Source organism: Hahella sp. NS-SX17, assembly GCF_057367735.1.
Genome location: NZ_CM170632.1, coordinates 6,989,216 through 7,015,318, shown reverse-complemented (window position 1 = coordinate 7,015,318; position 26,103 = coordinate 6,989,216). Strand labels below are relative to the sequence as shown.

Annotated in this window: 23 protein-coding genes; 17 read left to right on the top strand and 6 right to left on the bottom strand. The window is 55.4% G+C overall.

What is annotated here, in order from left to right:
• Positions 1–826: 826 nt before the first annotated feature.
• Positions 827–1,720, top strand: a complete 894-nt coding sequence (locus AC2IBB_RS31555) for a GIY-YIG nuclease family protein (protein WP_486330592.1) — start codon at positions 827–829, stop codon at positions 1,718–1,720.
• A 70-nt stretch (positions 1,721–1,790) separates the two neighbouring features.
• The gene (gene zapE, locus AC2IBB_RS31550; RefSeq protein ID WP_486330591.1) at positions 1,791–2,978 is read left to right on the top strand and encodes a cell division protein ZapE; all 1,188 of its coding nucleotides are present in this window, start codon (positions 1,791–1,793) and stop codon (positions 2,976–2,978) included.
• Positions 2,979–2,990: 12 nt separating this feature from the next.
• Here zapE and AC2IBB_RS31545 read toward each other — a convergent pair whose 3' ends face one another.
• Entirely contained in the window at positions 2,991–3,464 is a 474-nt protein-coding gene (locus AC2IBB_RS31545; RefSeq protein ID WP_486330590.1) for a hypothetical protein, read from the bottom strand.
• 266 nt (positions 3,465–3,730) lie between these two features.
• On the opposite strand from AC2IBB_RS31545, the gene eat reads away from it, so the two are divergent.
• The 5 genes from eat to AC2IBB_RS31520 all read left to right on the top strand — a co-directional run bounded on the left by eat (position 3,731) and on the right by AC2IBB_RS31520 (position 10,090).
• Positions 3,731–5,209 carry an ethanolamine permease gene (gene eat / locus AC2IBB_RS31540; RefSeq protein WP_486330589.1) on the top strand — a complete coding sequence of 493 codons (1,479 nt, stop codon included), beginning with the start codon at positions 3,731–3,733 and terminating at the stop codon, positions 5,207–5,209.
• A gap of 92 nt (positions 5,210–5,301) precedes the next feature.
• Positions 5,302–6,681: a glutamine synthetase family protein gene (locus AC2IBB_RS31535; RefSeq protein WP_486330588.1), complete on the top strand. Its 1,380-nt coding sequence runs from the start codon at positions 5,302–5,304 to the stop codon at positions 6,679–6,681.
• A gap of 64 nt (positions 6,682–6,745) precedes the next feature.
• Entirely contained in the window at positions 6,746–8,134 is a 1,389-nt protein-coding gene (locus tag AC2IBB_RS31530; RefSeq protein WP_486330587.1) for an aldehyde dehydrogenase family protein, read from the top strand.
• A 59-nt stretch (positions 8,135–8,193) separates the two neighbouring features.
• The gene (locus AC2IBB_RS31525) at positions 8,194–9,357 is read left to right on the top strand and encodes an iron-containing alcohol dehydrogenase (protein WP_486330586.1); all 1,164 of its coding nucleotides are present in this window, start codon (positions 8,194–8,196) and stop codon (positions 9,355–9,357) included.
• Between the two features lie 16 nt (positions 9,358–9,373).
• Complete coding sequence (locus AC2IBB_RS31520) at positions 9,374–10,090, top strand: glutamine amidotransferase-related protein (protein WP_486330585.1); 717 nt, start codon at positions 9,374–9,376, stop codon at positions 10,088–10,090.
• Positions 10,091–10,211: 121 nt separating this feature from the next.
• Here AC2IBB_RS31520 and AC2IBB_RS31515 read toward each other — a convergent pair whose 3' ends face one another.
• Positions 10,212–11,171 carry a LysR family transcriptional regulator gene (locus tag AC2IBB_RS31515; RefSeq protein WP_216737511.1) on the bottom strand — a complete coding sequence of 320 codons (960 nt, stop codon included), beginning with the start codon at positions 11,169–11,171 and terminating at the stop codon, positions 10,212–10,214.
• 228 nt (positions 11,172–11,399) lie between these two features.
• On the opposite strand from AC2IBB_RS31515, the gene gmk reads away from it, so the two are divergent.
• From gmk to AC2IBB_RS31495, 4 genes are all read left to right on the top strand, one after another.
• On the top strand, positions 11,400–12,026 hold the full coding sequence (gene gmk / locus AC2IBB_RS31510; RefSeq protein ID WP_486330584.1) for a guanylate kinase: 627 nt from the start codon (positions 11,400–11,402) through the stop codon (positions 12,024–12,026).
• A gap of 49 nt (positions 12,027–12,075) precedes the next feature.
• On the top strand, positions 12,076–12,285 hold the full coding sequence (rpoZ, locus tag AC2IBB_RS31505; RefSeq protein ID WP_011400017.1) for a DNA-directed RNA polymerase subunit omega: 210 nt from the start codon (positions 12,076–12,078) through the stop codon (positions 12,283–12,285).
• A 161-nt stretch (positions 12,286–12,446) separates the two neighbouring features.
• Positions 12,447–14,576, top strand: coding sequence for a RelA/SpoT family protein (locus AC2IBB_RS31500; RefSeq protein WP_216737509.1), 2,130 nt, complete (start codon positions 12,447–12,449; stop codon positions 14,574–14,576).
• A gap of 184 nt (positions 14,577–14,760) precedes the next feature.
• Positions 14,761–15,147, top strand: a complete 387-nt coding sequence (locus AC2IBB_RS31495; RefSeq protein WP_216737508.1) for a RidA family protein — start codon at positions 14,761–14,763, stop codon at positions 15,145–15,147.
• Positions 15,148–15,212: 65 nt separating this feature from the next.
• Here the strand turns inward: AC2IBB_RS31495 and AC2IBB_RS31490 are convergent, their stop codons facing one another.
• Positions 15,213–16,094: a sugar nucleotide-binding protein gene (locus AC2IBB_RS31490; RefSeq protein ID WP_486330583.1), complete on the bottom strand. Its 882-nt coding sequence runs from the start codon at positions 16,092–16,094 to the stop codon at positions 15,213–15,215.
• Between the two features lie 314 nt (positions 16,095–16,408).
• Here AC2IBB_RS31490 and AC2IBB_RS31485 point away from each other — a divergent pair, with 314 nt between their 5' ends.
• The 4 genes from AC2IBB_RS31485 to AC2IBB_RS31470 all read left to right on the top strand — a co-directional run bounded on the left by AC2IBB_RS31485 (position 16,409) and on the right by AC2IBB_RS31470 (position 21,490).
• Positions 16,409–17,347, top strand: coding sequence for a hydrogen peroxide-inducible genes activator (locus AC2IBB_RS31485; protein ID WP_486330582.1), 939 nt, complete (start codon positions 16,409–16,411; stop codon positions 17,345–17,347).
• Positions 17,348–17,370: 23 nt separating this feature from the next.
• Positions 17,371–19,437 (top strand): ATP-dependent DNA helicase RecG, encoded by a 2,067-nt coding sequence (gene recG / locus AC2IBB_RS31480; RefSeq protein ID WP_486330581.1) that lies wholly within the window; start codon positions 17,371–17,373, stop codon positions 19,435–19,437.
• A gap of 159 nt (positions 19,438–19,596) precedes the next feature.
• A complete protein-coding gene (locus tag AC2IBB_RS31475) occupies positions 19,597–21,003 on the top strand; it encodes an aminoacyl-tRNA deacylase and HDOD domain-containing protein (RefSeq protein WP_486330580.1) in 1,407 nt (468 codons plus the stop codon).
• Between the two features lie 235 nt (positions 21,004–21,238).
• Entirely contained in the window at positions 21,239–21,490 is a 252-nt protein-coding gene (locus AC2IBB_RS31470) for a hypothetical protein (RefSeq protein ID WP_011400010.1), read from the top strand.
• 72 nt (positions 21,491–21,562) lie between these two features.
• Here AC2IBB_RS31470 and AC2IBB_RS31465 read toward each other — a convergent pair whose 3' ends face one another.
• Entirely contained in the window at positions 21,563–22,018 is a 456-nt protein-coding gene (locus AC2IBB_RS31465) for a DUF2489 domain-containing protein (RefSeq protein ID WP_486330579.1), read from the bottom strand.
• 182 nt (positions 22,019–22,200) lie between these two features.
• A complete protein-coding gene (locus tag AC2IBB_RS31460; RefSeq protein WP_486330578.1) occupies positions 22,201–22,395 on the bottom strand; it encodes a DUF6316 family protein in 195 nt (64 codons plus the stop codon).
• Between the two features lie 420 nt (positions 22,396–22,815).
• Here AC2IBB_RS31460 and egtB point away from each other — a divergent pair, with 420 nt between their 5' ends.
• Positions 22,816–24,111 (top strand): ergothioneine biosynthesis protein EgtB, encoded by a 1,296-nt coding sequence (gene egtB / locus AC2IBB_RS31455; protein ID WP_486330577.1) that lies wholly within the window; start codon positions 22,816–22,818, stop codon positions 24,109–24,111.
• Positions 24,104–25,084: an L-histidine N(alpha)-methyltransferase gene (gene egtD / locus AC2IBB_RS31450; RefSeq protein ID WP_486330576.1), complete on the top strand. Its 981-nt coding sequence runs from the start codon at positions 24,104–24,106 to the stop codon at positions 25,082–25,084. Before egtB ends, egtD begins: the two co-directional genes overlap by 8 nt.
• Positions 25,085–25,118: 34 nt before the next feature.
• Here egtD and AC2IBB_RS31445 read toward each other — a convergent pair whose 3' ends face one another.
• Positions 25,119–26,093 (bottom strand): RMD1 family protein, encoded by a 975-nt coding sequence (locus tag AC2IBB_RS31445; RefSeq protein WP_486330575.1) that lies wholly within the window; start codon positions 26,091–26,093, stop codon positions 25,119–25,121.
• Positions 26,094–26,103: the final 10 nt, after the last annotated feature.

The window sequence follows — 26,103 nt, the reverse complement described above, 5'->3', positions numbered from 1 at the left end:
TTTAACTCCGCCAAGATGAAATGTCAAAAGAACGAGTTCAACCTGCACGTTTGCTGTGGCCTGCTCATCTCTAGTGCAGGCGCGCCCCAGCGAAGGCTGGAAATTCCTTATATTCAGGATTTCACCCTGAGCTTTTTGCTTCACACATGACGTTTCCCTTGTATCTTAATGGTGCGACGCTTTTAACCGCAAGGAGAAAATTTAATGCTGTTCAGACGGTTGGCGGAACGGGTAACGGCGCTAACGGCGATGTTACTGTTAATCAGACAGGCAAACTGCCTTTTATTTATCCGCTGTGCAGGCGCATTCATGTGCCTGATTATGTGTGCCGGGCATGCCCGACAGCATGGGGGGAAAGTCCGCTGTCCAGCCTGATGGTGGCGAAGGACTAGTGAAGCGCATGGGCGTCATCGCGAGGTGGGGGCTGAAGGACGCGCGGAGCAAAGCCATGACCTGACGAACAGAAACCGGATACAGGGCTCATCCGATCGGCAGAGCGAGCATATGATCGCGAAGGCCATAACCATCAAGGGTCGTGTGAGTAAATCAGGCAGGTGTGTGGTGAAGGCGGTCGGGCTTACCCCGGGAGATCTGCATAGCGTCCTGAATTCGGGACTGAACTCATCGTGAGGTGAGCTGATCACTATGCGGGAGTCAGCAGAGGGCATACTAGGGGAAACCCGAAGGCCCGAACAGTTATGAGTGGTGACTATCACCGGAGGTTCGGAGCGGTCACGCAGCAGAAAAATCATATGGCTAAAAGCCGCCTTTCAATTAGGATTGCTGCATTTTTGTAGGTTGTAGAGGCTCAGAATTAAGGCAAGCTATGTACGCAAAGAAGTATGGAAAGACGATAAAGCTGTTTTTGATGGACGCAGACCCGGAAGGCAGGATGGTATGTGAAATATCAAACTGGACGGGTAAGGCCTATCGTATCCCGAGAGCAAAAGTAAAAGATTGCGCTGACCGCAGCGACCTGAAAGGAACCGCTGTGTATATACTTTTCGGTCGCGCAGACTCTCCCACCGCTAAACCCAAAGCCTATGTGGGAGAAACTGAGAATGCCTATGAGCGTCTCGTAAAGCATGTGTCAGACAAAGAGTTCTGGAATGAGTCGGTGGTATTCACCAGCAAAGACGAGAATTTAAATAAGGCGCACATCAAGTACCTTGAATCCAGACTTTGCGATATTGCCAAAACGGCTGGCCGATTTGATATTCAAAATGGCAATACGCCCACTCGAAGCGCCATTTCAGAGCCTGACCAAGCGGAGATGGAAGAGTTTATTGAGTACATAAAAATCCTCGTCAACACGATGGGATTTAGGGTGTTTGAGCCTTTAGTGAAAGCGAATGACGCATCGGCGCAATCACCAGATATTTTTTATGTGAAAGGCGCCAGAGGAGCTAGTGGTCGGGGGCGGCGCACGAATGATGGATTTGTTGTGTTCGCTGGCTCTGAAGCCGCCACAAGTACTATGCCGTCTCTTTCTAATGGTCTTAACGCTCTCAGGGAAGAGCTTATTGATGCTGGAGTACTAGACATATCGGGCGAAAAGTTACTTTTCAAAGCAGACTACCTCTTCAGTAGTCCTTCGGCTGCGGCGGCTGTCATCATGGGGCGAAGCGCGAATGGACTTATCGAATGGAAGGATGAGACAGGCAAGGATCTGAAGTCGGTGGAAGAGCAAGAGATATCCAGGGCGGAAAAGGCGAGATAGTCCCGAGCATTGTAATTGCCTAGATCTTTTCTGATGACCCTTTAGTTTTAAAATTCACTACTACGTTGAGATGTACACAACTCCCATAAGCCCCAAGCAACGCTACGATTCTTTGCTCAATGCAGGTGAGATTCAGGCTGATCCGTCGCAGGTGATGGCTTTGAATGCGTTGCAGGATTTGTATGAGCGGTTGGCTGGCGCTGGCGGTCGTCCCAAGTGGTTGGTGGGGCGGTCGGAGTATGTGTCGGGGTTGTATCTGTGGGGCAAAGTAGGGCGGGGCAAGACGTTTTTGATGGAACTTTTCGTCGCCAGCCTCAATCCAGAACAGGTTTTGCGTCAGCATTTTCATCATTTTATGGCTTTGGTGCATCGGCAGTTGCAGGCGTTGAGTGGAACCCCTGAGCCGTTGCGGCGCATCGCCAGAGACTTCAGCCGTCGCTATTCCGTACTTTGTTTTGATGAGTTTTTCGTCTCGGATATTGGCGACGCCATGCTGCTGGGCAGGCTGTTGCAGTCGCTGTTTGAGTTCAATGTGACGCTGGTGGCGACGAGTAATACGCCGCCGGAAAGTCTGTATTGGGATGGCTTGCAGCGTTCTCGCTTTCTGCCTGCTATCGCAGCGATTCAGGCGCATACGCAAACTTTGCATATGGATGGCGGACTGGATCACCGAGAACGCGCATTGCAGCCGGAAGCTATTTATTTTGTCGAGCGTAACCAGTCTGAGTTGTCTGATGTCGAGGGCGACTTGCTGCAGCGTTTTGAGTTAGTGGCGGAAAGAGACAAGCCGCGTACGTTGACGGTGCTGTCCCGCGACATCGCATACGTGGCTCGCGCCGGGCGGAGGATCGCTTTCGATTTTGCGGCTCTTTGTGAAGGACCGCGCAGTCACTTGGATTACGTTGATCTCGCTGAACGCTTCGATTTGATTATTCTTCTCAATATCCCGCCCTTAAGCGGCGAGGCGTATGAGAGGATCAAGGCGCGGGGAACGGAAGACGGTAGCGTCGGTTCCGGCGCAACCGGGGAAAGGGCCGTGGTGTTGTCGCGCAGTGATGACGCGGCGCGCCGATTTATTGCGCTGGTGGACGAGTTGTACGAACGCAAAGTGCGACTTTATATGACTGCCTTAGCGCCTCTGGCGGAACTCTATACTCGCGGCGCGCTGACCTTCGAATTTGAGCGGGCGCGCAGCCGGTTGATGGAAATGGGATCGTTGCAGTATCAGCATCTGCGCGAGCCGTCGGAGCTGGCCTGACTTGATGTCGGGCTACAGGTTCCTGATGACATATTCAGGAATATCAAAGGCGTCGACTTTCGCGCCGTAGCGCTTATCCAGATCATAGGCCATGATCTCCAAAGCGGCGTTTGCATAACCGCAAGTCAGAATTTCCTTCATATAACGCTGGATAAAGTTCAACGCGCCCAGCTCACGCCACTGCACTACGTGAACCAGCTCATGAAAGTGCACTCGCAACGCTGAAAGCGCTGAAGACCTAATGTAGTAAGTGTCTTTATAGGTGGTGCCGTTGACGGGCATATCGATAAATTCGCCGAATCCCATTTGGCGCAGTTCCGGGAAGTCAGGTCTGGGAATATCGTCAGTCACCACGAAATAGGCGCTGGCCAGGAACTCCGATGAGTAAAAGCCGGCGAATGCCTGGGCGAACTCCGTACAGGCGCGACGGCGATCGTAGTTCTTACGGTTGGTGTCGTCGATCCAGGCGTTTATCTTTTCCAGCACAATGCCTCCTTTTGGCCCCGTTTTGCTGTAAATCTTCTCCCGGCAGTTTATTTCAATTCCCCTTTCAGGGCATGCGGATAACGCGCCCGGCGCATAATTTCAGCGCACTATAAGTTTCCCTAATACTAGCTTTTCGACGAAAGTGATTGTATTTGCTGGGTTTTTTGGGGCCTCCTAGAATCGGTTGGTGTTTGAAGCCTGCGCGCCTAGCTTTGCAAAGAGAAGGCGTCGCCCTAGTAAACAACAATAAACAGGGGGATCAACCCATGGCCGAAACGACCGCTGCCACAGCGTCCGACAACAGTATTGCGTCTTCAACTACACATATCGGAACGGTGGATTATGAGAATGTGTCCAATGATTATCTGGAAAAACGTCAATTAAAAAAGGGAGCGGCGGGATGGATTCTGCTGGCCAGTCTTGGCGTCTCTTATGTTATCTCCGGTGATTTCGCCGGCTGGAACTTTGGCCTGGAGCAGGGCGGTTTCGGCGGTATGTTTATCGCCACGATTCTGATGGCCGCGATGTACACCTTCATGGTGTTCGGCCTGGCGGAGCTCTCTTCCGCTATTCCCACCGCCGGCGGCGGTTATGGCTTCGCGCGCCGCGCCATGGGCCCGCTTGGAGGCTTTCTTACCGGCACCGCCATTCTCCTCGAATACGCTATCGCGCCTGCGGCCATCGCCATCTTTATTGGCGGCTATGTGGGAGAAATGTTCGGTCTGAACGGGCCTTTGGTCTACGCCGCTTTCTATATCGTTTTTGTGGGCATTCACCTGTGGGGCGCCGGCGAAGCGTTGAAGATCATGCTGGTTATCACCGCCATTGCTGCGGCGGCGCTGCTGGTGTTTATCCTGGGGATGCTGCCGGAGTTTGAACTGGCCAACCTGACGGATATCGCCGTTAACGAATCCGCCATGGGCGCCAGCGCCTTCCTGCCCCAGGGCTACTTTGGAATATGGGCGGCGATTCCTTTCGCCATGTGGCTGTTCCTGGCTGTGGAAGGGGTGCCTTTAGCCGCGGAAGAAACCAAAAATCCGGCCCAGGACATGCCTAAAGGCATTATCACCGCCATGGTGATTCTGCTGATTTTCGGCGGATTGGTGCTATTCCTCGCTCCGGGCGGTTCCAGCGCTGAGTTGATGAAAGACCACAGCGCGCCGCTAGTAGGCGCTTTGCAGCATGCATACGGCGAAAGCTCAGCGATGGCCACCTTTGTGAATCTGGTGGGCCTGGCGGGCCTGATCGCCAGCTTCTTTTCCATTATCTTCGCATACTCCCGTCAGGTGTTCGCCTTGTCCCGCGCTGGTTACCTGCCGCGCTGGCTGTCCTTAACCGGCAATCGCAAAGTGCCGACAATGGCGCTGGTCGTGCCGGGCGTGATTGGGTTTCTGCTGTCATTGACCGGAGAAGGGGACTTGATGATCACCATGGCGGTATTTGGCGCCACGATTTCCTACGCCATGATGATGCTGTCGCACATCATTCTGCGAGTCAAAGAGCCCAATATGCATCGTCCCTACCGCACGCCAGGGGGCATATTGACGACTGGGATCGCTTTGGTCTTGTCTGTCGCCGCATTCATCAGCACCTTTTTGGTCAGTCGGGAAGCCGCGATGTGGTCAGCCGTGTTCTATGCGGTGATGGTGGCGTACTTCGCCTTTTATAGTCGGCATCACCTGGTGGCGAAGGCTCCGGAGGAAGAGTTTGAAGCCATCGCCAAGGCCGAGGCTGAATTGAGTTAATTGGCTTAAAGGGATTGCGGAGCCGGCGCGCCGGCTCCAGGATCATTATCTGCAACAGGACTGAACAAGAATCACAACAAGGCGGATTAGAAATGATAAAGACAAGAGACGTAAAAACTATCGCCGACGCCAAACGGATTGTGGAAGAGCGCAATCTGACCCATGTGAAGGTCGGGTTGTTTGATAACGATGGCGTCATGCGCGGCAAATATATGAGTAAGGAGAAGTTCTTTTCCTCACTGGAAAACGGCTTCGCCTTCTGTGACGTGGTGTTGGGCTGGGACTCACAAGACCAGCTTTATGAAAATGTCGGCGTTAAATATACCGGCTGGCATACAGGTTACCCGGACGCCTCCGTGAAAATTCTGCCGGAGAGCTGCCGAGACATCCCCTTTGAGCCGGGCATGTTGCTGTTTTTGTGTGATTTTGATGGCCCCGCTGCGCGTATCTGCCCGCGCAATGTGTTGTCGCGGATACTGCGTCGGGCGGAAGACATGGGGCTGGACGCCTACGCCGCCTTTGAATACGAGTTCTTCATGTTCAACGAAACGCCGCATTCCGCCCGCGCCAAGGGATATCGTAATCTGGAGCCGATCACGCCGGGCTTCTTTGGCTATTCCATGCTGCGTAACTCCGTACACGCGGAGCTTTATCATGAGCTGTTGGATTTGTGCGAGAAAATGGACTTCCCTTTGGAAGGACTGCACACCGAAACCGGACCTGGCGTCCTGGAGGCGGCATTGACGGTGGATTCAGCCTGCGCAGCGGCGGATAAGGCGGCTTTATTCAAGACCTTCACCAAAGTATGGGCGCAGCGCAAGAACATGATGGCCACATTCATGGCCAAGTGGTCCAACGACTATCCCGGCCAATCCGGGCACATCCATATGTCGTTGCGCCATAAAGAAAGCGGCAAGTCGGCCTTCTATGAAGCCGGTCAGCCCATGAACATGAGCAAGATGCAGCGTCACTTTATCGCCGGTCAGCAAAAGCTGATGCCGGAAATGCTGGCGATGATGGCGCAAACCGTGAACGCCTATTCCCGTTTGGTGCCGGGCTTCTGGGCGCCGACCGATGCGACCTGGGGCTGCGAAAACCGCACCACCGCGCTGCGGGTCATTCCCGGATCGGACAAGTCGCAGCGGGTCGAATATCGACTGGGCTCCGCCGACGCCAATCCCTATATCGCTCTGGCTGCGTCTCTCGGCTCAGGTCTTTACGGAATTGAACACGAACTGGAGCCGGAAGAAATGGTGTCCGGCAACGCCTACGATCAGGAGCATCCCAGGCAGCTGGCGTTGCCGTCCACGTTGGTGGACGCCGCGGCGGCCTTGCGTCGCTCGGAAGCGGCGCGTGAGTTATTCGGGAATGAGTTTGTTGAACATTACGCCGCCACCCGTGACTGGGAAGGTCGCGAATTCCGTCGCCATATTACGGATTGGGAGCTGGAGCGTTATTTCGAGATTATCTAGCGCGACGATCAGAATGACCTTCAGTCCCATGACTATCCTTTAAGTAAAGGTAAGAGAATCGAAGATGAGCACTATGCAGAAGACTTGGTCCCCTGTGGACGGATCTCTCTATGTCGAGCGTCCCTACGCTGATCAAGCGGCCATCGCGGCCGCCACGGCTAAAGCGGCGCAAGCCCAGCGCGAGTGGAAGGGCGCCACGTTAGCTCAGCGGCGGGACATCTGTCGCAAGATGGTGGACGCCTTTGTCGCCAAGCGTGACGAGATCGCGACAGAGTTGTGTTGGCAAATGGGGCGGCCCATTCGCTACGCGGCGGGAGAGGTGGGCGGATTTGAAGAGCGCGCCCGTTTTATGATCGATGTCGCGGAAGAAGCGCTGGCGCCGATAGAGCTGGATGAGAAACCAGGCTTTCGCCGCTATATCAAACGTGAGCCCGTGGGTGTGGCCTTTGTCATTGCGCCCTGGAACTATCCTTATTTGACGGCGGTTAACGCCATTGTGCCGGCGATCCTGGCCGGCAACGCCGTGCTGCTCAAGCATTCCGCGCAAACGCCTTTGTGCGCGGAGCGCATTGACGAAGCTTTCCGTGAAGCAGGCTTGCCTGACGGCGTATTCCAATACCTGCATTTGAATCATGCGGATACGGAAGCGCTGATCGGCTCGCCGAACATTCACTACGTCGCGTTTACCGGTTCCGTCCCAGGCGGAGCCATGGTCGAGCGCGCCGCCGCAGGCCGTTTTATCGGCGTAGGTCTTGAATTGGGTGGCAAAGATCCCGCCTATGTACGCGCGGACGCGGACATTGACCACGCGGTGGAAACCACTATTGATGGCGCGTTCTTCAACTCGGGGCAGTCCTGCTGCGGCATCGAGCGCATCTATGTGCATGAATCCGTTTACGACGCCTTTGTGGAGAAGGCCGTCGCCCTGGTCAGAAGTTATCGTTTGGGGCGCTCCGATGATCCCAACACTACCTTGGGGCCGCTGGTGCGAGCTTCTGCGGCGGAATTCGTTCGGGGACAAGTGCGCGAAGCCGTGGAGCAGGGGGCCGTCGCCCATATCAATCCCGCGGACTTTGAGATGGATAAAGAGGGAACGCCTTATCTGGCTCCACAGGTGCTGACCAATGTTGATCACAACATGCGGGTGATGACCGAAGAATCTTTCGGTCCGGTTGTCGGCATCCAGAAAGTGGCGTCCGATGAGGAAGCCGTGGCGCTGATGAACGACAGCGAATTCGGCCTGACCGCGTCTATTTTTACGCGGGATCTGGATGCAGGCGTGGCGCTGGGCGAGCAGGTCGAGACCGGCACTTTCTTTATCAACCGCTGCGATTATCTTGACCCTGCGTTGGCCTGGACCGGCGTGAAGAACTCCGGGCGCGGCTGCACCTTGTCCAAGCTAGGCTATGAATCCCTGACCCGGCCCAAGTCTTTCCATATCAAGATGCTGTAACGCCAGTCATAGACAATGGCGAAACAAAAACTTTAACGAGCGTATTAAAGAGACTGTACATGAGCGCACTACAAGCCAATTGGAATTATCCGACCGCCATCCGCACCGGCGCCGGACGTATCCGGGAACTCCCGGAACTCTGTCGTAATCTCGGCATGCGGTCGCCTCTGCTGATAACCGACCCAGGTCTGAAATCCTTGCCGATGGTGCAGGACACCGTCGTTCTCTGCCGTGACGCCGGGCTGCAATGCGGGCTATTTGCGGACATTCAAGGCAATCCCACGGGGGAAAATGTGGAAGCGGGTGTCGCTGCCTATCGCGCCGGCGGCCATGATGGCGTCATCGCCTTTGGCGGCGGTTCTGCGCTGGACGCCGCCAAAGCGGTGGCGCTGATGGTTGGACAGGATCGTCCGTTATGGGATTTTGAAGATGTCGGCGACAGCTGGACGCGGGTCAATGAAGCCGGCATGGCCCCAGTGGTCGCCGTGCCCACGACGGCGGGCACAGGTTCGGAAGTCGGGCGGGCCTCGGTGATCACGGACGCCGCCAAGCACGTCAAAAAGATTATCTTCCATCCGCGTATGTTGCCAGCGCTGGTGATTCTGGACCCAGAGTTGACCGTCGGCCTGCCGCCGCCCATCACCGCTGCGACGGGGATGGACGCGCTTTCCCATAATCTGGAAGCCTTGTGTTCGCCTTTTTATCACCCTCTGGCGGAAGGCATTGCGGTGGAAGGCATTCGTCTGGTGAAAGACTATCTGCCCCGCGCTGTCGCAGACGGCGCCGATATCGAAGCGCGCACGCAGATGCTGGTCGCCTCCAGTATGGGCGCTACGGCGTTCCAGAAAGGCCTTGGCGGCATGCACGCCCTGGCGCATCCGCTGGGCGCTTTGTACAACGCGCATCATGGTCTGCTCAACGCGATTCTCATGCCTTACGTGCTTAAGGCGAACCGCGAGGCGATTGAAGAGCGCATTACTCGTCTGGTGCGTTATCTGGACTTGTCTGAGCCAGGGTTCGACGGCTTCCTGAACTGGGTGCTGGCGCTGCGTGAAAGCCTGGGTATTCCACATGCTTTGTCTGCGATCGGCATTGACGACAGCGACGCGGAGCGAGTCGGCGCCATGGCGGTGGAAGATCCCTCCGCCGGCGGCAACCCGGTTGCGTTCGATGCAGGGCAGTACGCCGAACTCTTCAGAAACGCTGTACATGGACGTCTTTGAAGACAGGGAGAGGCGGATGAGAATTGGCATTTTGCAGTGTGACGACGTTATGGAGGAATTACAGCCGGAATTTGGGAATTATCCGGCGATGTTTGAAGTGGCGCTGGGAGAGCTGGCGCCGCAATGGACCTTCGTCACCTATCGGGCGATGGACGGCGAACTGCCGGACTCCGTCGACGCCTGCGACGGCTACATCACCACCGGCAGTCGTCATGGCGTGAATGACGGCGCGCAGTGGATCGAAAAGCTGGAGAGTTTTGTGCTGGCAGTCGCTACGGCGGAGAAAAAGTTTGTGGGCATCTGCTTTGGCCATCAACTATTGGCCAAAGCGCTGGGAGGCCAGGTGGAGAAGTCCAATCGCGGCTGGGGCGTGGGCATGTCTTTCAATCAGATTGGCGTGCGCAAAAACTGGATGGAGCCTTATCAGCCTTCCCTGGACCTGGTGGTCAGCCATCAAGATCAGATCACGCAGTTGCCGGAAGGCGCGGAAGTGCTGGCGAGCAGTACCTTCTGTCCCTTCTACCTGTTGCAGTACGGTACTGATCTGATGACGGTGCAGGGGCATCCTGAATTCAGCAAGGCGTACTCCAGCGCCTTGATGGACAAACGCACGGATCGTATTCCTGCGCCACGCATTCGCGAAGGCAAGACGTCTCTCTCTGCGCCGGTGGATGACCGTTTGATGATGCAGTGGATCATCAACTTTTTCGCAGGAGGACGGCTGACCCGTTAAGCCTTCTCTGCTCTTTATATCGAACACGCAGAGTTTGGCTCTGCGCGTTCCCCCTCAACCCTCTTTGGCTGCGCTAGCGTCCCATGGGGCGACGCCAGGCGCGGCCGTTTTTTATCTGGGCTTAATCCCCCAAAGTCAGATATTCCATCATCCAGGGGTGTTCCGTCGCCATCAACGACAGGAAATCCTGCTTCAATATAGCGATACAGTCCTGAGCGACTTCCCGGGGCAGGTCCCCCAGTTCTCCCTTGCGGGCAGTCAGAGTAATCGAGCGGAACAGCTGTTCGCCGGGCAAACGGCGGATTTGGACGTGATGCTGTTTGATGCCGCTTTGGAATAAACACAGAGGTGTGGTGATCGTCCAGCCCATACCCGCCGACACGGCGGAGACAATGGCGTAGGAGTTATCCAGCTGCAGTCTGTCTGGAGCCTCCACCCGCACCGCGCGCAAATGCCGCTCGATACCCCGAGCGATAAGGGAATGAGCGCCGTAACGGACAAAGTCCAACTCCGCCGCCAGTTTGTTGAGGTCATCGGCGGGGCCATTGTAGTCGTTGGGAAGAGCCAGAATGAACGGTTCCCGCAGGATGCGGTAACGGGACAGGTCGGCGTAATCCTCCAGGGCGTCATCGGAAATAATAATATCGGTGTTGCGCGATAGCAGGGAATGGCCGTGCAGATGTGATAGCCCTGTGCTGATCGACCAGTCATGGGCGCGTTTTTTCACCGCATCCAGCAGCGATCGTCCCACCGAGGTGACGATGGAATCGGTTAACGCGATCTTTATGAGGCGCAGTTGCGCGAAATCCGATTGCAGAATGGCCTGACTGGTCTGCTCCGCTTCCTGCAACAGAGCGGTGCTGCGGTCGTATAGGAAGCGCCCGGCGCTGGTCAGCTCCATGGGACGGACCGTGCGATCGAACAGCCGGGTCTGCAGCGACTCCTCCAGCTTGGACAAGGCCTGGGAAATTGAGCTTTGCGTCATTCCCAACTGCTCAGCGGAGTGGCTCATATTCCCGGTCTTGGCGACGTGGGCGAAAATACTCAGAGCGCGGAGGTCGAAACCGAAACGTGTTGCCATAACTTCTACGAATCAGGGTTGTGCACACAGGCGTTTATCGCCTGTTGCAGGATTGCACGGAGCGAGGGCGGAATGCAAAGGTCCGCTACAACCTATCACAACTCTGGTACTATTGCTGGTTAACTAGAGCCTGTTGATTAACTGGAAAGCGTTGGTTAATTTGATTTGTTGACGGATCGGATTACTTAATCATTGTTCGCCAGTACCCAGAAAAACGAAGGATAACTCATGGCCAGAGGTCAGTTATATATTATTTCAGCGCCCTCCGGGGCGGGTAAGACCAGTTTGGTGTCGGCTTTACTCAAAGAAGATGAACTGGCGCAAGTCTCCATTTCCCACACGACCCGTCAGGTGCGTCCGGGCGAGCAGAACGGGGTGAACTACTTTTTCATCTCCCGTGAAGAGTTTCTGGCGCAGGCGCAGGCGGGAGATTTCCTGGAGCACGCGGAAGTGTTCGGCAATTTCTACGGCACGTCTCAGGCCTGGGTGGAATCGACCCTGGCGAAAGGCGTTGACGTTATCCTGGAAATTGACTGGCAGGGCGCGCAACAGGTGCGCAAGCTGCGCCCGGAAGCTAAATCCATCTTCATCCTGCCCCCCTCTCTGGAAGCCTTGCAACAGCGCCTGGAGTCTCGCGGTCAGGACAGCGCTGAAGTAATTCAGCGTCGTTTGCAGGAAGCGGCGAATGAAATTTCCCATTATCCGGAATATGACTATCTTGTATTCAACGATGACTTCGATCAGGCGCTGGAGGATTTGAAATCCGTTTTCCGGGCTGAGCGGCTGCGTTTATCCGTACAGCAAATCCGCTTCGAAGCAGAGCTGCGCGGGATGTTGTCATCCCAGTCGAGTTAGCCTAAACTACGCGGTCATTTTCTGAACTGGCACTGGTAAAGGGTGTGTTATGGCGCGAGTAACCGTTGAAGATTGTCTGGATCATGTAGATAACCGTTTTGAGCTGGTCATGCTGGCTTCAAAGCGCGCTCGTCAGATCAGCCAGTATGGCAAAGACCCTAAAGTCGAGTGGGAAAATGATAAACCCACTGTCGTCGCACTGCGCGAAATCGCTGCAGGCCTCATCACATCTGAGATGCTTGAGCAAGACGAAGACTAACGTCCGGGCCCCGCAAAGGGGCCTGACTTCACCCTCTCTTGAAATTCCCCTCTTTATCTTTATATTGATTTATACAGCTGTAAAAAATCTGGGCTGATTGTCCGGTTTTTTCATCTCCGCCATTTTTATTTTGTGTACCGCTTATGTTGTGAAGGTCCCTTGTGCCGACGATTGATGCGCTTGCTGAACGTTTAAAAACCTATTTGGATAACCACCATATCAATGTGGTGCGGCGAGCGTTTTACTACGCGGAGCAGGCGCATGAAGGGCAGTACCGGCAAAGCGGGGAGCCTTACATCACCCATCCGCTGGCGGTGGCCAATCTCCTGGCCGATTTGCAATTGGATCACCAGTGTCTGGCGGCGGCCATGCTGCATGACGTCATTGAAGACACCGGGATTCCCAAAGACGCGCTCAGCGGCCAGTTTGGAGAGAGCATCGCCGAATTGGTGGACGGCGTCAGTAAACTGACTCAGATTGAATTTAAATCTAAAGCGGAAGCCCAGGCGGAAAATTTTCAAAAGATGACTTTGGCCATGGCCAAGGACATTCGCGTTATCCTGGTGAAACTGGCGGACCGTCTGCACAACATGCGCACGCTGGGGCCGCTGAAGCCGGAGAAACGTCGTCGTATTGCGACGGAAACACTGGATATCTACGCGCCGATCGCCAATCGTCTTGGCATCCACACCATGTGCGTGGAGCTTGAAGACCTCGGGTTTCAGGCCATGTTCCCGATGCGCGCCAAGTATATCCAGGAAGCGGTGCGCAAACTGCGCGGCACCCATTACGAGATCATTGAAGAGATCAAGCACAAGCTGGAAAGCAAACTGAAGGAGCGCGGTCTGTCCGTGCGCATTCAGGGCAGGGAGAAACACCTGCACAGCATTTACCAGAAGATGAAGGCCAAACGACGTTCATTCCATGACATCATGGACGTATACGCCTTCCGAATTATTACCGACTCCGTGGACAGCTGTTACCGAACGCTCGGGGTGGTCCACGGCATGTACAAACCGGTGCCGGGCCGCTTCAAAGACTATATCGCCCTGCCCAAAGCCAACGGTTATCAATCCATTCACACCACGCTGTTCGGCTCCCACGTCAATATCGAAATCCAGATCCGCACTGAAGAAATGGACAAAGTCGCCAACAGCGGCATTGCGGCGCATTGGGTTTACAAGAGCGCCACTTCCGACCTGGCGGATAACCAGCAGATGCGGGCGCAGAAGTGGGTGAAGGATTTGATGGAGCTGCGCGAGCGGGCGGACGACTCTCTGGAATTCATCGAGCACGTCAAAATCGACCTGTTCCCGGACGAAATCTACATCTTTACTCCCAAGGGCCGCATCATGGAGCTGCCCGGCGGGGCGACGCCGGTGGACTTCGCCTATGCGATACACACCGATATCGGCAACTCCACGGTGGCCTGTCGCATTAACAAGCACTTGGCGTCACTCAGTATGCCGCTGAAGAGCGGTCAGACGGTGGAAATTATTACCGCGCCTGGCGCCAAGCCGAACCCGGCGTGGCTCAACTTTGTCGTCACCGGCAAGGCGAAGAGCAACATCCGGCACTATTTGAAGCAGCAGCGTCAGAGCGAATCCCGTGAACTGGGGCGGCGCCTGCTGAAGAAGAACCTGCAGGCGTTCGGCAAACGACTTGACGACATCAGCGAGCAGCACAAAGAAAAAGTGCTCAAACACAACCAGGCCAGCAGCTTCGACCGCTTGCTTGAGGAAATCGGGCTGGGCAGCCGCATGGCGTATATCGTGGCCCGCCAACTGGTGTCTGACGGCGAACCGACGGAAAGCCATGATATGGAATATCGCGAGGACGATAACAAGCCGTCCTTGATGGTGGAAGGCGCTGATGGTCAGGTGTTGAATCTGGCGCACTGTTGTAAGCCGATTCCCGGCGATCCTATCGTCGGCGTCATTAATCGCGGCGCGGGGTTGATGATTCACTCCGAAACCTGCGACAAGATCAAGAAATTCCTCCACGACCCCGAGCACTGCATCCATCTGACCTGGGCCAAGAACATCACTGATGAGTTCTCCGTGGCCTTGCGGGTCGAAGTGGAGCGCCAGCGGGGCGTCATCGCTGAAATCGCCAGCGCGGTCACCATGGCCGACGGCAATATCGAGAAAATCAATGTGGAAGAGCAAAACGCCCGTCTCAGCGTGGTGAGCCTGATCATCAAAGTTCAGGGCCGTATCCACCTGGCGCGGGTCATGCGACGCCTGCGTCATCTGTTGGCGGTGACTTCCATTTCCAGGGTGAAACACTAAGCGGCCGGGAACGCCGCGCCAACCTTATCCATCCTGTTAACTGATCCGTTTCCTGAGTACTGTCTGACAGTATTCGCAAACCGGAGAAATCCGGTAAGATGCCGTTCTTTCAACACAGTATCGGCGGTAACTATATCCAAGGCGGCGTTGTCCGCGGCGGAACGAGAATAATGAGGCAACAGATATGACTAATAAATCCGTTATCCAGACTGAAAATGCGCCCAAGGCGATCGGTACCTACTCCCAGGCGGTTAAAGCCGGTCAAACCGTATACCTGTCCGGTCAGATTCCGTTGAATCCCGAGACAATGGAGCTGGTGAGCGGCGATTTCGCTGAACAGACCAAGCAAGTATTCGATAACCTGCGCGCTGTATGCCGCGCCGCTGGCGGCGACCTGGGCGATATCGTCAAGCTGAATATCTATCTGACCGACCTGAGCAACTTCGCTACCGTCAACGAAATCATGGCGACTTATTTCAAAGAGCCTTATCCCGCTCGCGCCGCGATTGGCATTTCCCAGTTGCCGAAAGGCTCACTGGTGGAAATGGACGGCATCATGGTGACTTCCTGATCCGCTGATTTCTTCTCCCCGGTCCGGCTCCGGACCGGGAAGCTTTCCCCGCTAGCGTCTGATCTTCACTCTTTTCTATTCGCCTGACTGTTCTGGGCGATGTAAGCCTCAATCATTTCCCCATAACCTTCTCGAAATGTGGGATAGCTGAACTGAAAGCCACTGGTCATCAGCCGTTGGTTCGCGCAGCGTTTACTGCCTGCGCGGCGCTTTTGCTGGGCTGGCGCGGCTTCCGGCGCGCACTCCACACGAGAGCAGGCTTGCTCTCGAATCCATTGCGCTACTTCGTGCATTCGCACGGGCTCGCAGTCGCTTGCCAGATAGCAGGGGTGCAGCGGCTTGGCCATAGCGAGTTCCGCTAAATGACATAACACGCCTACGGCGTCCTGTTCATGGATGCGATTGGTATATCCGCTGGGGCCTGAGAGCGCGACCTGCCCATCCAGCGCCTGCTGTAACAAACGCGTGCGGCCAGCGCCATAGATGCCGGAAAAGCGCACCACGGTCGTCGCGATATCGGCGTTCGCCAGCAAGGCTTCCGCCTGCAGCAGTGTGGCGCCGGAGAAACTGGCAGGCTCCGTGGCGCTGTCTTCATCGACCCATTCGTCGTTTTCCTGGCCATACACACTGGTGGAGGAAACAAACAACAATCGCTTGATTGAGCCGTTGCGCAGGCGGTTCAGAACGCGTTGCAGGCTTTTCACGTAGACGGCTTCATAGCCCTCCAGCGTAAAGGCGGAGGGCGTGAGGCAGTATATGGCGACGTCGATATCGACGGGCAGGGCGTCCAAAGCATCACGCTCCAGATCCAGCGCATAATGAGCGACGCCTTCCGGCTGTTGCGGCGTGCGCGATACTGCGAGGATGTCAAAACGGTCTTGCAGGCGCGCCGCCACTTGGCGATTCAGCGCCCCAAAACCGAGTAGCAGCAGGCGTGGTTGATGCATTGCGTCTATCTCCAATCAGGCTTATGCTAGCTCTTGGCTATTAAGTCGAAAAGTTCAATATGGTCAGACTATTAAGCCAGTCTGCGAGGCGTTTTCTTAACCGGCGCGCCGGGCGTGTAGATTGGCGCATTCGGACCCCTTGAAAACCAGTGATGCAGGGTAGAGTATTCTCTGGCGATCTGAAATGTTTTTCCTGGGGAAAGCAGGAACTCCTGGTTCCAGCGACTGTCCATAAAAAGATTTGAGCCGATAAGTAGTCGTCCGGAAAGATGACTGAGCGCTTAACGGATGGAAAACAACATAGTGAGAAACACATGACTCTGACTGAATTGCGTTACATTGTCACTCTGGCTGAAGAGAAGCATTTCGGCCGCGCCGCTGAGCGCTGTTTCGTCAGTCAGCCCACCTTGAGCGTGGCGGTGAAAAAGCTGGAGGATGAGCTGGGCGTTACCTTGTTCGAGCGCAGCAAGAGCCACATCACTGTCACTGACACCGGCAAGCGCGTGGTGGAGCAAGCCTTGCGCGTACTGGATCAGGTCAGCGTCATCAAGGATATCGCCCAGGCGGGCAAAGATCAGTTGTCACAGCCGTTGCGCGTTGGCGCAATATACACCATCGGGCCTTATCTGTTTCCCCATCTGATGCCTGAGTTGCATCGGGCGGCGCCGCAAATGCCGCTATACATTGAAGAGAATTACACCGCAGTTCTACGGGAAAAACTACGCCACTCCGAACTGGACGCTATCATTGTGGCGTTGCCGTTCAATGAGCCGGAAGTGGTGACCCTGCCGTTGTATGACGAACCTTTCGTTGTGTTGATGCCGGAAGATCATCCGCTGACTCAGTACGACGAAATCGACAGCGAAATGCTGCCCGCTCATGACCTGTTATTGCTGGGGCCAGGACATTGCTTCCGTGATCAGGTGCTGGACGCCTGTCCGGAACTGTTCAACCGTATGGGTAAAGAGCCGCCCCGCAGCGATCGGCCAGCGCACATCATCACGGAAGGCAGCTCACTGGAAACTATTCGCCATATGGTCGCTTCCGGCCTTGGCATTACCGTTCTGCCGTTGTCCGCCGTACGGGAAGACCGCTACGCCAGCGGTCTGCTGACGACGCGCCCGTTCAAGTCGCCGGCGCCTTATCGTACGGTGGGACTGGCCTGGCGCGTGACATTCCCGCGCCCTAAAGCAATCGATATGGTGGCGCTGGCGGCGGGACAATGTCGGGTGATTGAAAAGCGCGCAAGCTAGGTACGGGAAGGGAATGTGGTAGCGTGTCTATTGAACAGCCGTTAACGGAATTAAAAGGCGTCGGACCGGCGCTGGCGGAAAAGCTGGCGAAGCTGGGCCTGCATGCGGTGCAGGACCTGCTGTTTCACTTACCCCTGCGCTATGAGGACCGCACCAGAGTGACGCCGGTTGCTCAGGTGCGAGTGGGCATGCCAGCGCAAGTTGAAGCGACGGTGGTGGACTCACGGGTCGAGCTGGGACGCAAACGCAGCCTGCTGGTGCGAGTGCGCGACGATAGTGGTGAGATTGGCCTGCGCTTTTACTACTTTACCGCGCAGCAGAAGAATCGCTTCAGCCCTGGTCGCAAGTTCCTGTGTTACGGTGAGGCGAGGCTCGGCCGTAGCGGGCTGGAAATGTATCACCCCGAAACCACGCAGGTGGACGAGTTAAAGCCGGCGGAAATGGAGCAGCGCCTCACGCCCATTTACCCGACGACAGAAGGTCTGCTGCAGAAACGTTTGCGTGATCTGTGCCAGCAGGCGCTGACGCTGATGCGTCGCTATCCCATCAAAGACTGGCTGCCCCAGGAATTACGCAATCATTATCAGATGCCGGAATTGAATACGGCGCTGGACTACCTGCATCACCCGCCAGTGGGCGCGAATCTGGCGGCGCTGGCGGAGAGCCGCCATCCCAACCAACAGCGACTGGTGGCGGAAGAACTGCTGGCGCATCATCTCAGTCTCTTGCAGTTGCGGCAGGAAGTGCAGTCGCAACCGGCACCCGCTTTGAGAGCGGGCGCCCTGCAAAAACGTTTCATCGAACAGCTTCCCTTCACGTTGACCGGGGCGCAGAAGCGCGTCATCGGGGAAATTGAGCAGGATGTGAAGGCCATGGTCCCTATGCTGCGTCTGGTGCAGGGAGACGTTGGCTCCGGCAAGACGGTGGTTGCGGCGGCGTCAGCGCTGTGCGCCATTGAAGCGGGCCATCAGGCGGCGTTGATGGCGCCGACGGAAATATTGTCAGAACAGCACTATAAGACGCTCAGTCAGTGGCTGGAGCCTCTGGGCGTCAGCGTGGTGTGGCTTAACGGCAAGCTTAAGGCCAGTGAGCGGCAAAAAGTGCTGGATGCGATTTCATCCGGCGCAGCGCAATTGGCTATCGGCACCCATGCGTTGTTCCAGGATCAAGTCGAGTTCGCACGACTTGGCCTCGCTATCATCGATGAACAGCACCGCTTCGGTGTACATCAGCGTTTATCGCTAAGGGAAAAAGGCGCCCGTTCAGGGCAGGCTCCGCATCAGTTGATCATGACCGCGACGCCGATTCCCCGCACCCTGGCGATGAGCGCCTACGCGGATCTGGACACCTCGGTGATCGACGAATTACCGCCGGGACGCACACCCGTGGTAACGGCGGTCATTCCTGACATCAAGCGGGACGATGTGGTGGAGCGGGTGCGTAAAGTGTGTCTGGAAGGACGCCAGGCCTATTGGGTATGCACCCTGATTGAAGAATCCGAAGTGTTGCAGTGTCAGGCCGCGGAAGCGACGGCGGCGAATCTGGCGGAAGCCTTGCCGGACCTGCGTGTTGGGTTGGTGCATGGACGTATGAAAGCGGCGGAGAAAACCGCCGTTATGGAAGACTTCAAGAACAACCGTCTGCACTTGTTGGTGGCGACTACTGTTATCGAAGTCGGCGTGGACGTGCCCAACGCGAGTCTGATGATCATCGAAAACCCTGAGCGCCTGGGACTGGCGCAGCTGCATCAGTTACGCGGCCGGGTCGGGCGCGGCAGTCACGAAAGTTACTGTGTGCTGATGTATCATCCGCCGCTGTCTCTGGCTGGCAAAGCGCGTATGCAGGTCATGCGGGACAGCAGCGACGGCTTTGTCATCGCAGAAAAGGATCTGGAGATCCGTGGGCCGGGAGAAGTGCTCGGCACCCGCCAGACTGGTTTGATTCAATTCCGCATCGCTGACCTGCAACGGGACCGACAGTGGTTGCCAGTGGTGAAGGAAATGGCGTTAAGCGTCATAGATAAGGCGGACGTCACGGAAGCCCTCATTCGCCGCTGGATTGGCCATCGCGCGCTTTACGGTAAAGTCTGAACAGCGCACGCCGCCATCTTTTACCAATCATTACAAAAGATACCTTAAGCCAGCAGAACCCCTGAAACCTGCTAAGCTACAATTAAAGTAATGATGAATAACCCCCCTGATATAAGAAGCCGGTTTATTTTATTTCTCCCATACGAGGCGATAAGAGATATGGCCGTTCCAGCAGCCGTGGCGCGTTTACTAGAGGACTACAGCACTCAAAGGGGCGACTTGGCGGAAGACGCCGCCAAGGTGCGTGAGGTAACGGGCAAAGATGCGCCGACGGAAGCGAGAGTGCGGGCCATAATGCTGCATGATGAAACCGGCGTGCTGCAGGCGGTGATTCCAGAAAGCACCATTCTGGATCTGGATCGCCTGAATGAAGGCGCCGGACGCAGTTTACGAGCGCTGCCTGTGGCGGAGCTGGATGAACTGCGTAAGCGTCTGCAGTGGTATGAAGTACCGGCGCTGCCTGACTTGACCGGCTGTGAAGCAGTGATTGACTCCCGTTTGAGCGCGCTGGAAGAGATTTACCTGCCGTCCTCGGAAGAGGATAAATACTTGTGCATGAGTCGCCGCCTGTTCGAAGCCGCCATGGGAGCGGTCAAGAGCATGCAGATCAGTGTGCGTCTGCCCGAAATCGCCGTTAACCACAACCATCCGGCGAAAGACATGGATCAGATTAACAAGGCTATTTCCAGTTTTACCAGCCTGCGTATTCAGCGCCGTCTGGAAGATACCCTGGAAATGCCGCCGTTGCCGGAAACCGCCCAGCGCATCATCAAATTGCGCGTGGACCCGGAAGCCGGTATTTCCGAATTAGCGGACATTGTGGAGACAGACCCCAGTCTGTCCGCCCAAGTGGTCAGTTGGGCGAGTTCTTCGTTTTATGCTGCGCCGGGCAAGATTCGCTCCGTGCATGACGCTATCGTGAGAGTGCTGGGCTTTGATCTGGTTATGAACCTGTCTATGGGGCTGGCGCTGGGCAGAACGCTGGAAGTGCCGGAAGAGCGCGGCGATGGCTTTACGCCTTACTGGGAACAGTCGGTGTGGACCGCGACCCTGTGTGGCGCGCTGACTACGGCGATTCCCAAAGAGCGCCGTCCTGAATTCGGCCTGGCTTATCTGGTCGGCTTGCTGCACAACTTTGGTTATCTGGTTTTAGCGCATGTATTTCCGCCTCACTTTTCGCTGATATGCCGTTACAGCGAAGCCAACCGGCATGTTGATTCGGAGAATTGCGAGCAGTTTCTGTTAGGCATCACCCGTGAACAGATGGGCGGTAAGCTGATGGAAATGTGGAATATGCCGGAAGAAGTCTGTGTCGCGCTACGCTATCAGAAAAACCCCTACTACAACGGCGAATATTCGGTCTATAGCGATTTGTTGTTCGTCGCCACACAGTTATTGCGTAAACACGGCATCGGCGAGGGTCCTGCCCAGCCGGCTCCGCAGTCCGTATGGGATGATCTCGGGCTGACGCATGAACGCGCCGAGGAAGTACTGCAGGAACTGCTGAGCATGTCCGAGGATATGAAGAGTCTTGCGGACAATCTGGCGGAAGCCACGCGCAGCTGAGCCGATTCTTTCGCATCAACCTCTTCGCAATCGTTATTTTAAGTAAGCGGGAATGAAAAAATAATGTGAACGGTTTCACATTATTGCAAAACTGTGTCTATAGTTAATTTGTAAGCTCTTTAAGAACCATCAACCAACCGATCCGTTCCTAAGGCCCGCCAATCAAGGCTGTCGGACGGACATCATAACCCTTTACCGAAGGCGCTTAATAAACTTTACCGACAGGAGGGCTGTCATGGGCGCGCTTATTTTCAATCAAGCCAGCATCTACCACTTACAACAGTTGGAGTATCAGTTTCGCCGTCGATTTGGTGAACGGTACCGGCTTTCTGAAGAAAGTTCGCGCATGGAGCTTATTACCAAGTCATCGCAATCGTCTGACATTATCATCCAGAAATATTTCCGCAAGTTCGCGCATGAACTGGAGCCTGAACTGATTAAAGAACTTGTGTCCCGAGGCGTGGTTCCTCCGAAGCTCTGGAATTGACTAGTGTAAACCCCAGAGACTTTAGTCCTTTTGCCCCGTTTTACGGGGCCTTTATTGGTAAAGCGCCTGACCTCAGAATGGATGCTCCAGAATCGCTCTGGAGGCATTGAGAATCTGCTCTCGGTATTTCTCCTCTAAATCCCAGCGTTGCTTATCCAGCTTGAAAAGGAAACGTTTGTCCACTTCCTTGCGTGCGCCATGGGTAGGCATGTGTTCGGTTTCTTTATACATCTTGCTGAAAATGGCGTAAGGCTCTTGTTCATGCAGACTGGGGTCAACGGCGTCGAGCAGCACTTTTATACGAATGCTGCCCTCCGATAGCTCCACTTGATCTGACAGGATGCAGCGAGCCAGCACGATGATGCTTTCAATAGCGTGGGTGCGATTAGCTTCTGTGCGGCTTTGCTGTTCGGTTTCCTGGCGGCGTTGTTCACGCAGTATATAGAGTTGGCGGCGGATATAGCGTCCCAGAAACAGACAAACGGCCAGACCGACCAAGATAAGCATCCATTGTAAATAAGCAGGCATCGGGGCAATTCCGGTAGGTATTCAATTCGCGCGGACGCCGGCTCGCGCCGGCATGGTCAAGATGCAGATTATTGGCGATTCGGCGGCAAAATGATACCCGCCTCGGGCCGACTGCGGCCAGGGACATTATTTTGTCATACCGGGGCGGCAAGATGTTGGGGAAGAGGACTTGGATATCTTGTTCAGACCCCTGAGAACTGGTCTTCCCGATCAGTCAGGCGTATGTACATGGCCAATTCATTTTCAGCTTCGGTGATGGATCGGAAAGGACCTTCCTGGGTGTTTTCCCGTGTCATGAAATACCACCCGTCAGAAGTATGAATGAATCGCTCGCTACGGAACCAGGAACGTTCAGCTTCGCCTGCGCGTACTTTCATAGCCTGCTACCTCTTACTGCTTGGACTACGAGGGAATGGCCATAAGAACCTATTTTAAGAATAGGTTGTTTTTTGATCTATTATTAGACTTATTGGCTATAATAGAATCTGTTTTCGTGAATGTGCAGGTATATATGCGCATTTAGTGCGGAAGGAGGGAGCGGATGGGTTTTTGCGGGACGCGCTGAATTTTAAAGGCGTTAGAGTCTGCAGCCCCGGTCCCACGGGCTTGGGCGGCCGACGTCCTGACCCTAGGGAAGAGCATTAATTGATCAGGCATTTGTGAAATTTGTCTGCTATGGTGATGTGAGAGCTCGCAGTACCCGAACCTCCGCTGTGAACCGGGCGGCGCCAGCCGTCTTCTGATCCGCCGTTCGGGCAGCCTACGTCAGACCCCATCAAGAACAAGGAATAGAACCTATGGCGGTGACGAAGGAGACTCTGGCCGAATTTTTTTCGGCCGTCAGAGGCGCCTCCCATGAGCTGATCCAGGGATTAAGCGTTGAGGACATGCTGCTGCAGTCCATGACTGACGCCAGCCCTATCAAGTGGCATCTCGCCCATACCAGCTGGTTTTTCGAAGAACTGATCCTCGCCCCGTTCATGAGCGGTTATGAACGTATGGACGACGACTTTCGCTATTACTTCAATTCCTATTATGAAGCGCTGGGGGAGAGGCATCCCCGGGCTCGACGAGGTATGCTGAGCCGACCCTCTCTAGAGGAAGCGCTGGCGTACCGCAAGCATGTGGATCGCCATATCCTGGCTCTATTGAGTAAGCCTGACCCAGACCCCAAAGTTCTGCAGCGAGTTGAATTGGGTCTGCATCATGAAATGCAGCATCAGGAACTCATGATCACCGACATGCTGCATGCTTTCAGCTTCAATTCCGCCTATCCCGCCTGGAAACCGCCGCTTCCTTTTGAGACAGAATCCAAGCCCGTCGCCCCTCTGGAATGGTTCGACAGCGACGGCGGTTTATTTGAAATCGGCGCGCTTAGCAAAGGCTTCAGCTACGACTGTGAAGGTCCCAGACACAAAGTATTTCAGGAACCATTTCGTCTGGCTTCCAGAACCGTCACCAATGGCGAATGGCTGGCGTTTATGGACGCTGGTGGATACGAAAACCCAAGTTTATGGCTTTCCGATGGTTGGACGGTGCGGGCGCAGGAGGACTGGCGCGCCCCTCTGTATTGGGTCCCGCGCGATGGCGACTGGCTGCGTTTTACGCCCCATGGCCTGACGCCGCTTAATCCAGACGAGCCAGTGTGTCATGTGAGTTATTTCGAAGCAGACGCCTATGCCCGCTGGGCTCAGGCGCGTTTGCCCTGTGAGGCGGAATGGGAAATCGCCGCTCGCAGCTACTTGGCGGGCATCGCCAAAGAAGGGGACTCAGGCGGCGTATTGCCTGGTCGCTTTATGGACCAGGGGCGCTGGACCCCCTCTGTCAGTCGACCTCAGCAGGGGCAGGCGCTGGCGGATATGTTCGGCAATGTGTGGGAATGGACGCAGAGCGCCTATTCTTCCTACCCAGGCTTCAAACCTTTGGATGGAGCTCTGGGAGAATATAACGGCAAGTTCATGTGTGGTCAGTTTGTGTTGCGCGGAGGCGCCTTTACCTCTCCGCGGCGGTTGTTGCGGGCCAGCTATCGCAATTTCTTTTATCCCCATCAACGTTGGCAGGCGACAGGAGTGAGGTTGGCGCGAGATGATTGAACCAGTCATTAAGGAACTATGTGAAGAGGAAGTCGTTGACGAGGCGTTTTTGATGGACGTTTTGCAGGGCCTGTCCGGATGGCCAAAAACGCTGCCTTGCAAGTATTTTTACGATCAGCGTGGTTCAGTGCTGTTTGAGCAGATATGTGACGTGGACGAATACTATCTGACTCGCACGGAAATGGGCATGATCGACTACGTGGCCCAGGAAATGGCGCAGAGGCTGCCGCATATCGGACAGATCGTGGAATTCGGCTGTGGAAACTGCGAGAAGGTGCAGCGACTGCTGGACGCGCATCCCCGGGTCGATGGATTCGTCGCTATAGACGTGTCTGAAACCTTTTTGTTGGAGAGCGTAAAAAATCTGAGCCAGCGTTATCCTGCTTTGACGGTGACGCCGGTTGTGGGCGATTTTATGGAAGCGCAACCGCTGCCGGACACTACAGGGCCTCGCATGGGCTTCTTTCCCGGCTCCACCATCGGTAATCTGGAGGCGAAAGACGCCCGCCGTTTTTTATACCGGGTGGGCCGTACGCTCGGGGAAGGCGGTTATCTGCTGGTTGGCGTGGACACTTTGAAAGACAGGCGCATCCTGCTGCAGGCATATGATGACGCTGGCGGCGTGACGCGAGAGTTCAATCTCAATCTGTTGCGCCGCATGCAGCAGGAACTGGGGGCGGGGCTGACTCTGGAGCAGTTCGCCCATGAAGCCCGCTTCAATGAGGCGAAGAGTCGCATAGAGATGCATCTGCGCAGCCTGTGTGACCAGTTTATCGCTGTCGGCGGCAAGTATTTTCATCTGTCAAAAGACGAAACCATTCATACGGAGAACTCTCACAAGTACACCGTAGAGCGTTTTCAGGATCTGGCGGCGTCTGCTGGCTGGCGGTCACGCCGGGTATGGTTGGCGGAAGAGGATATGTACAGTATGCACCTGCTGCAGTATGTGGGCGGCGTCAGAGTGGCGGATTGAGAAACGGGGCCTTTGTGGCCCCGTTTTAGATGAATCAATGAGTGAAAAACATCTCGTAGAGCGTCAGCAGTATCTCAAAGACGATCAGGATGACGATATACCACTCTACTCGCAGACTGCGCTTGGCGGTAATGATGTCGAGTACGGTCTGCGAGGTGCGGGAAATGATCTCCATTTTGCGCTCCAGGGCCTTGTCCCGCTCCCGTATTTCAAACTCATCGGAGAGGCGCAAATAGAAGCGCTCCAGCTCAGGGAAGTCCCAGAGCAGGTCCGGCTTTTCGCCCACTTCGACGCGCCCCACCATGATTTGCTGATTCAGCAGCACTTTACCGATCTGTTTCAGTAGCTCCTGCGTTTTGGCGCCGGTGCGGCCTTGAGAGTGCAGGAACTCGGCGAGAGGGCTGATACGCTCAAGGTTACGGCTTTCCTCCAGCTCGTAGAATTCCAGGATCACGGACTTCGCCATCACGTCAGCGATGATCTGCAGCTTTTCCACCGTGGGGGCGAAAACGCTGATGATGTTGTCGGCGATAGTGTCGGATGGAGTGGTGGTGATGGAGAGTTCAGACTCTTCCACGACCGGCTTTTCCAGCGGTCGTTTGGTGTGCAACATGATTTCCCGCATCAAGGCGGCCTCATCCTGAGGCTTGACGTTAAACATGACTACTACGCCATAACGGAAGATAGTCACATAGGCGGCTTCCTGCTCCACCATCAGAGTGAGTGGGTTGCGGGCGCAGGCTTTTACTTTTTCCAACTGACGAACGTCTATCTGGTCGCCAATATAGAGCGCCCGGATAAGCAAAGAACGGATATCCTGAAACATCGAAGGTCCTGATTTTACAAAAAATGACGGTTCCCGGACTCCCGCTGAATAACGGGCGCGAAGCGGCGCCGTCTTCAATGAGCTTAGCACGAAAGTGAACAAGGTAGAGGACGGAAAAGCCCAGGATTGGTATATTTCCTGAGGACGCTCAACCCGAGCCGCCATGCGTTCTGAAGCAGTCATCTACCCGGAG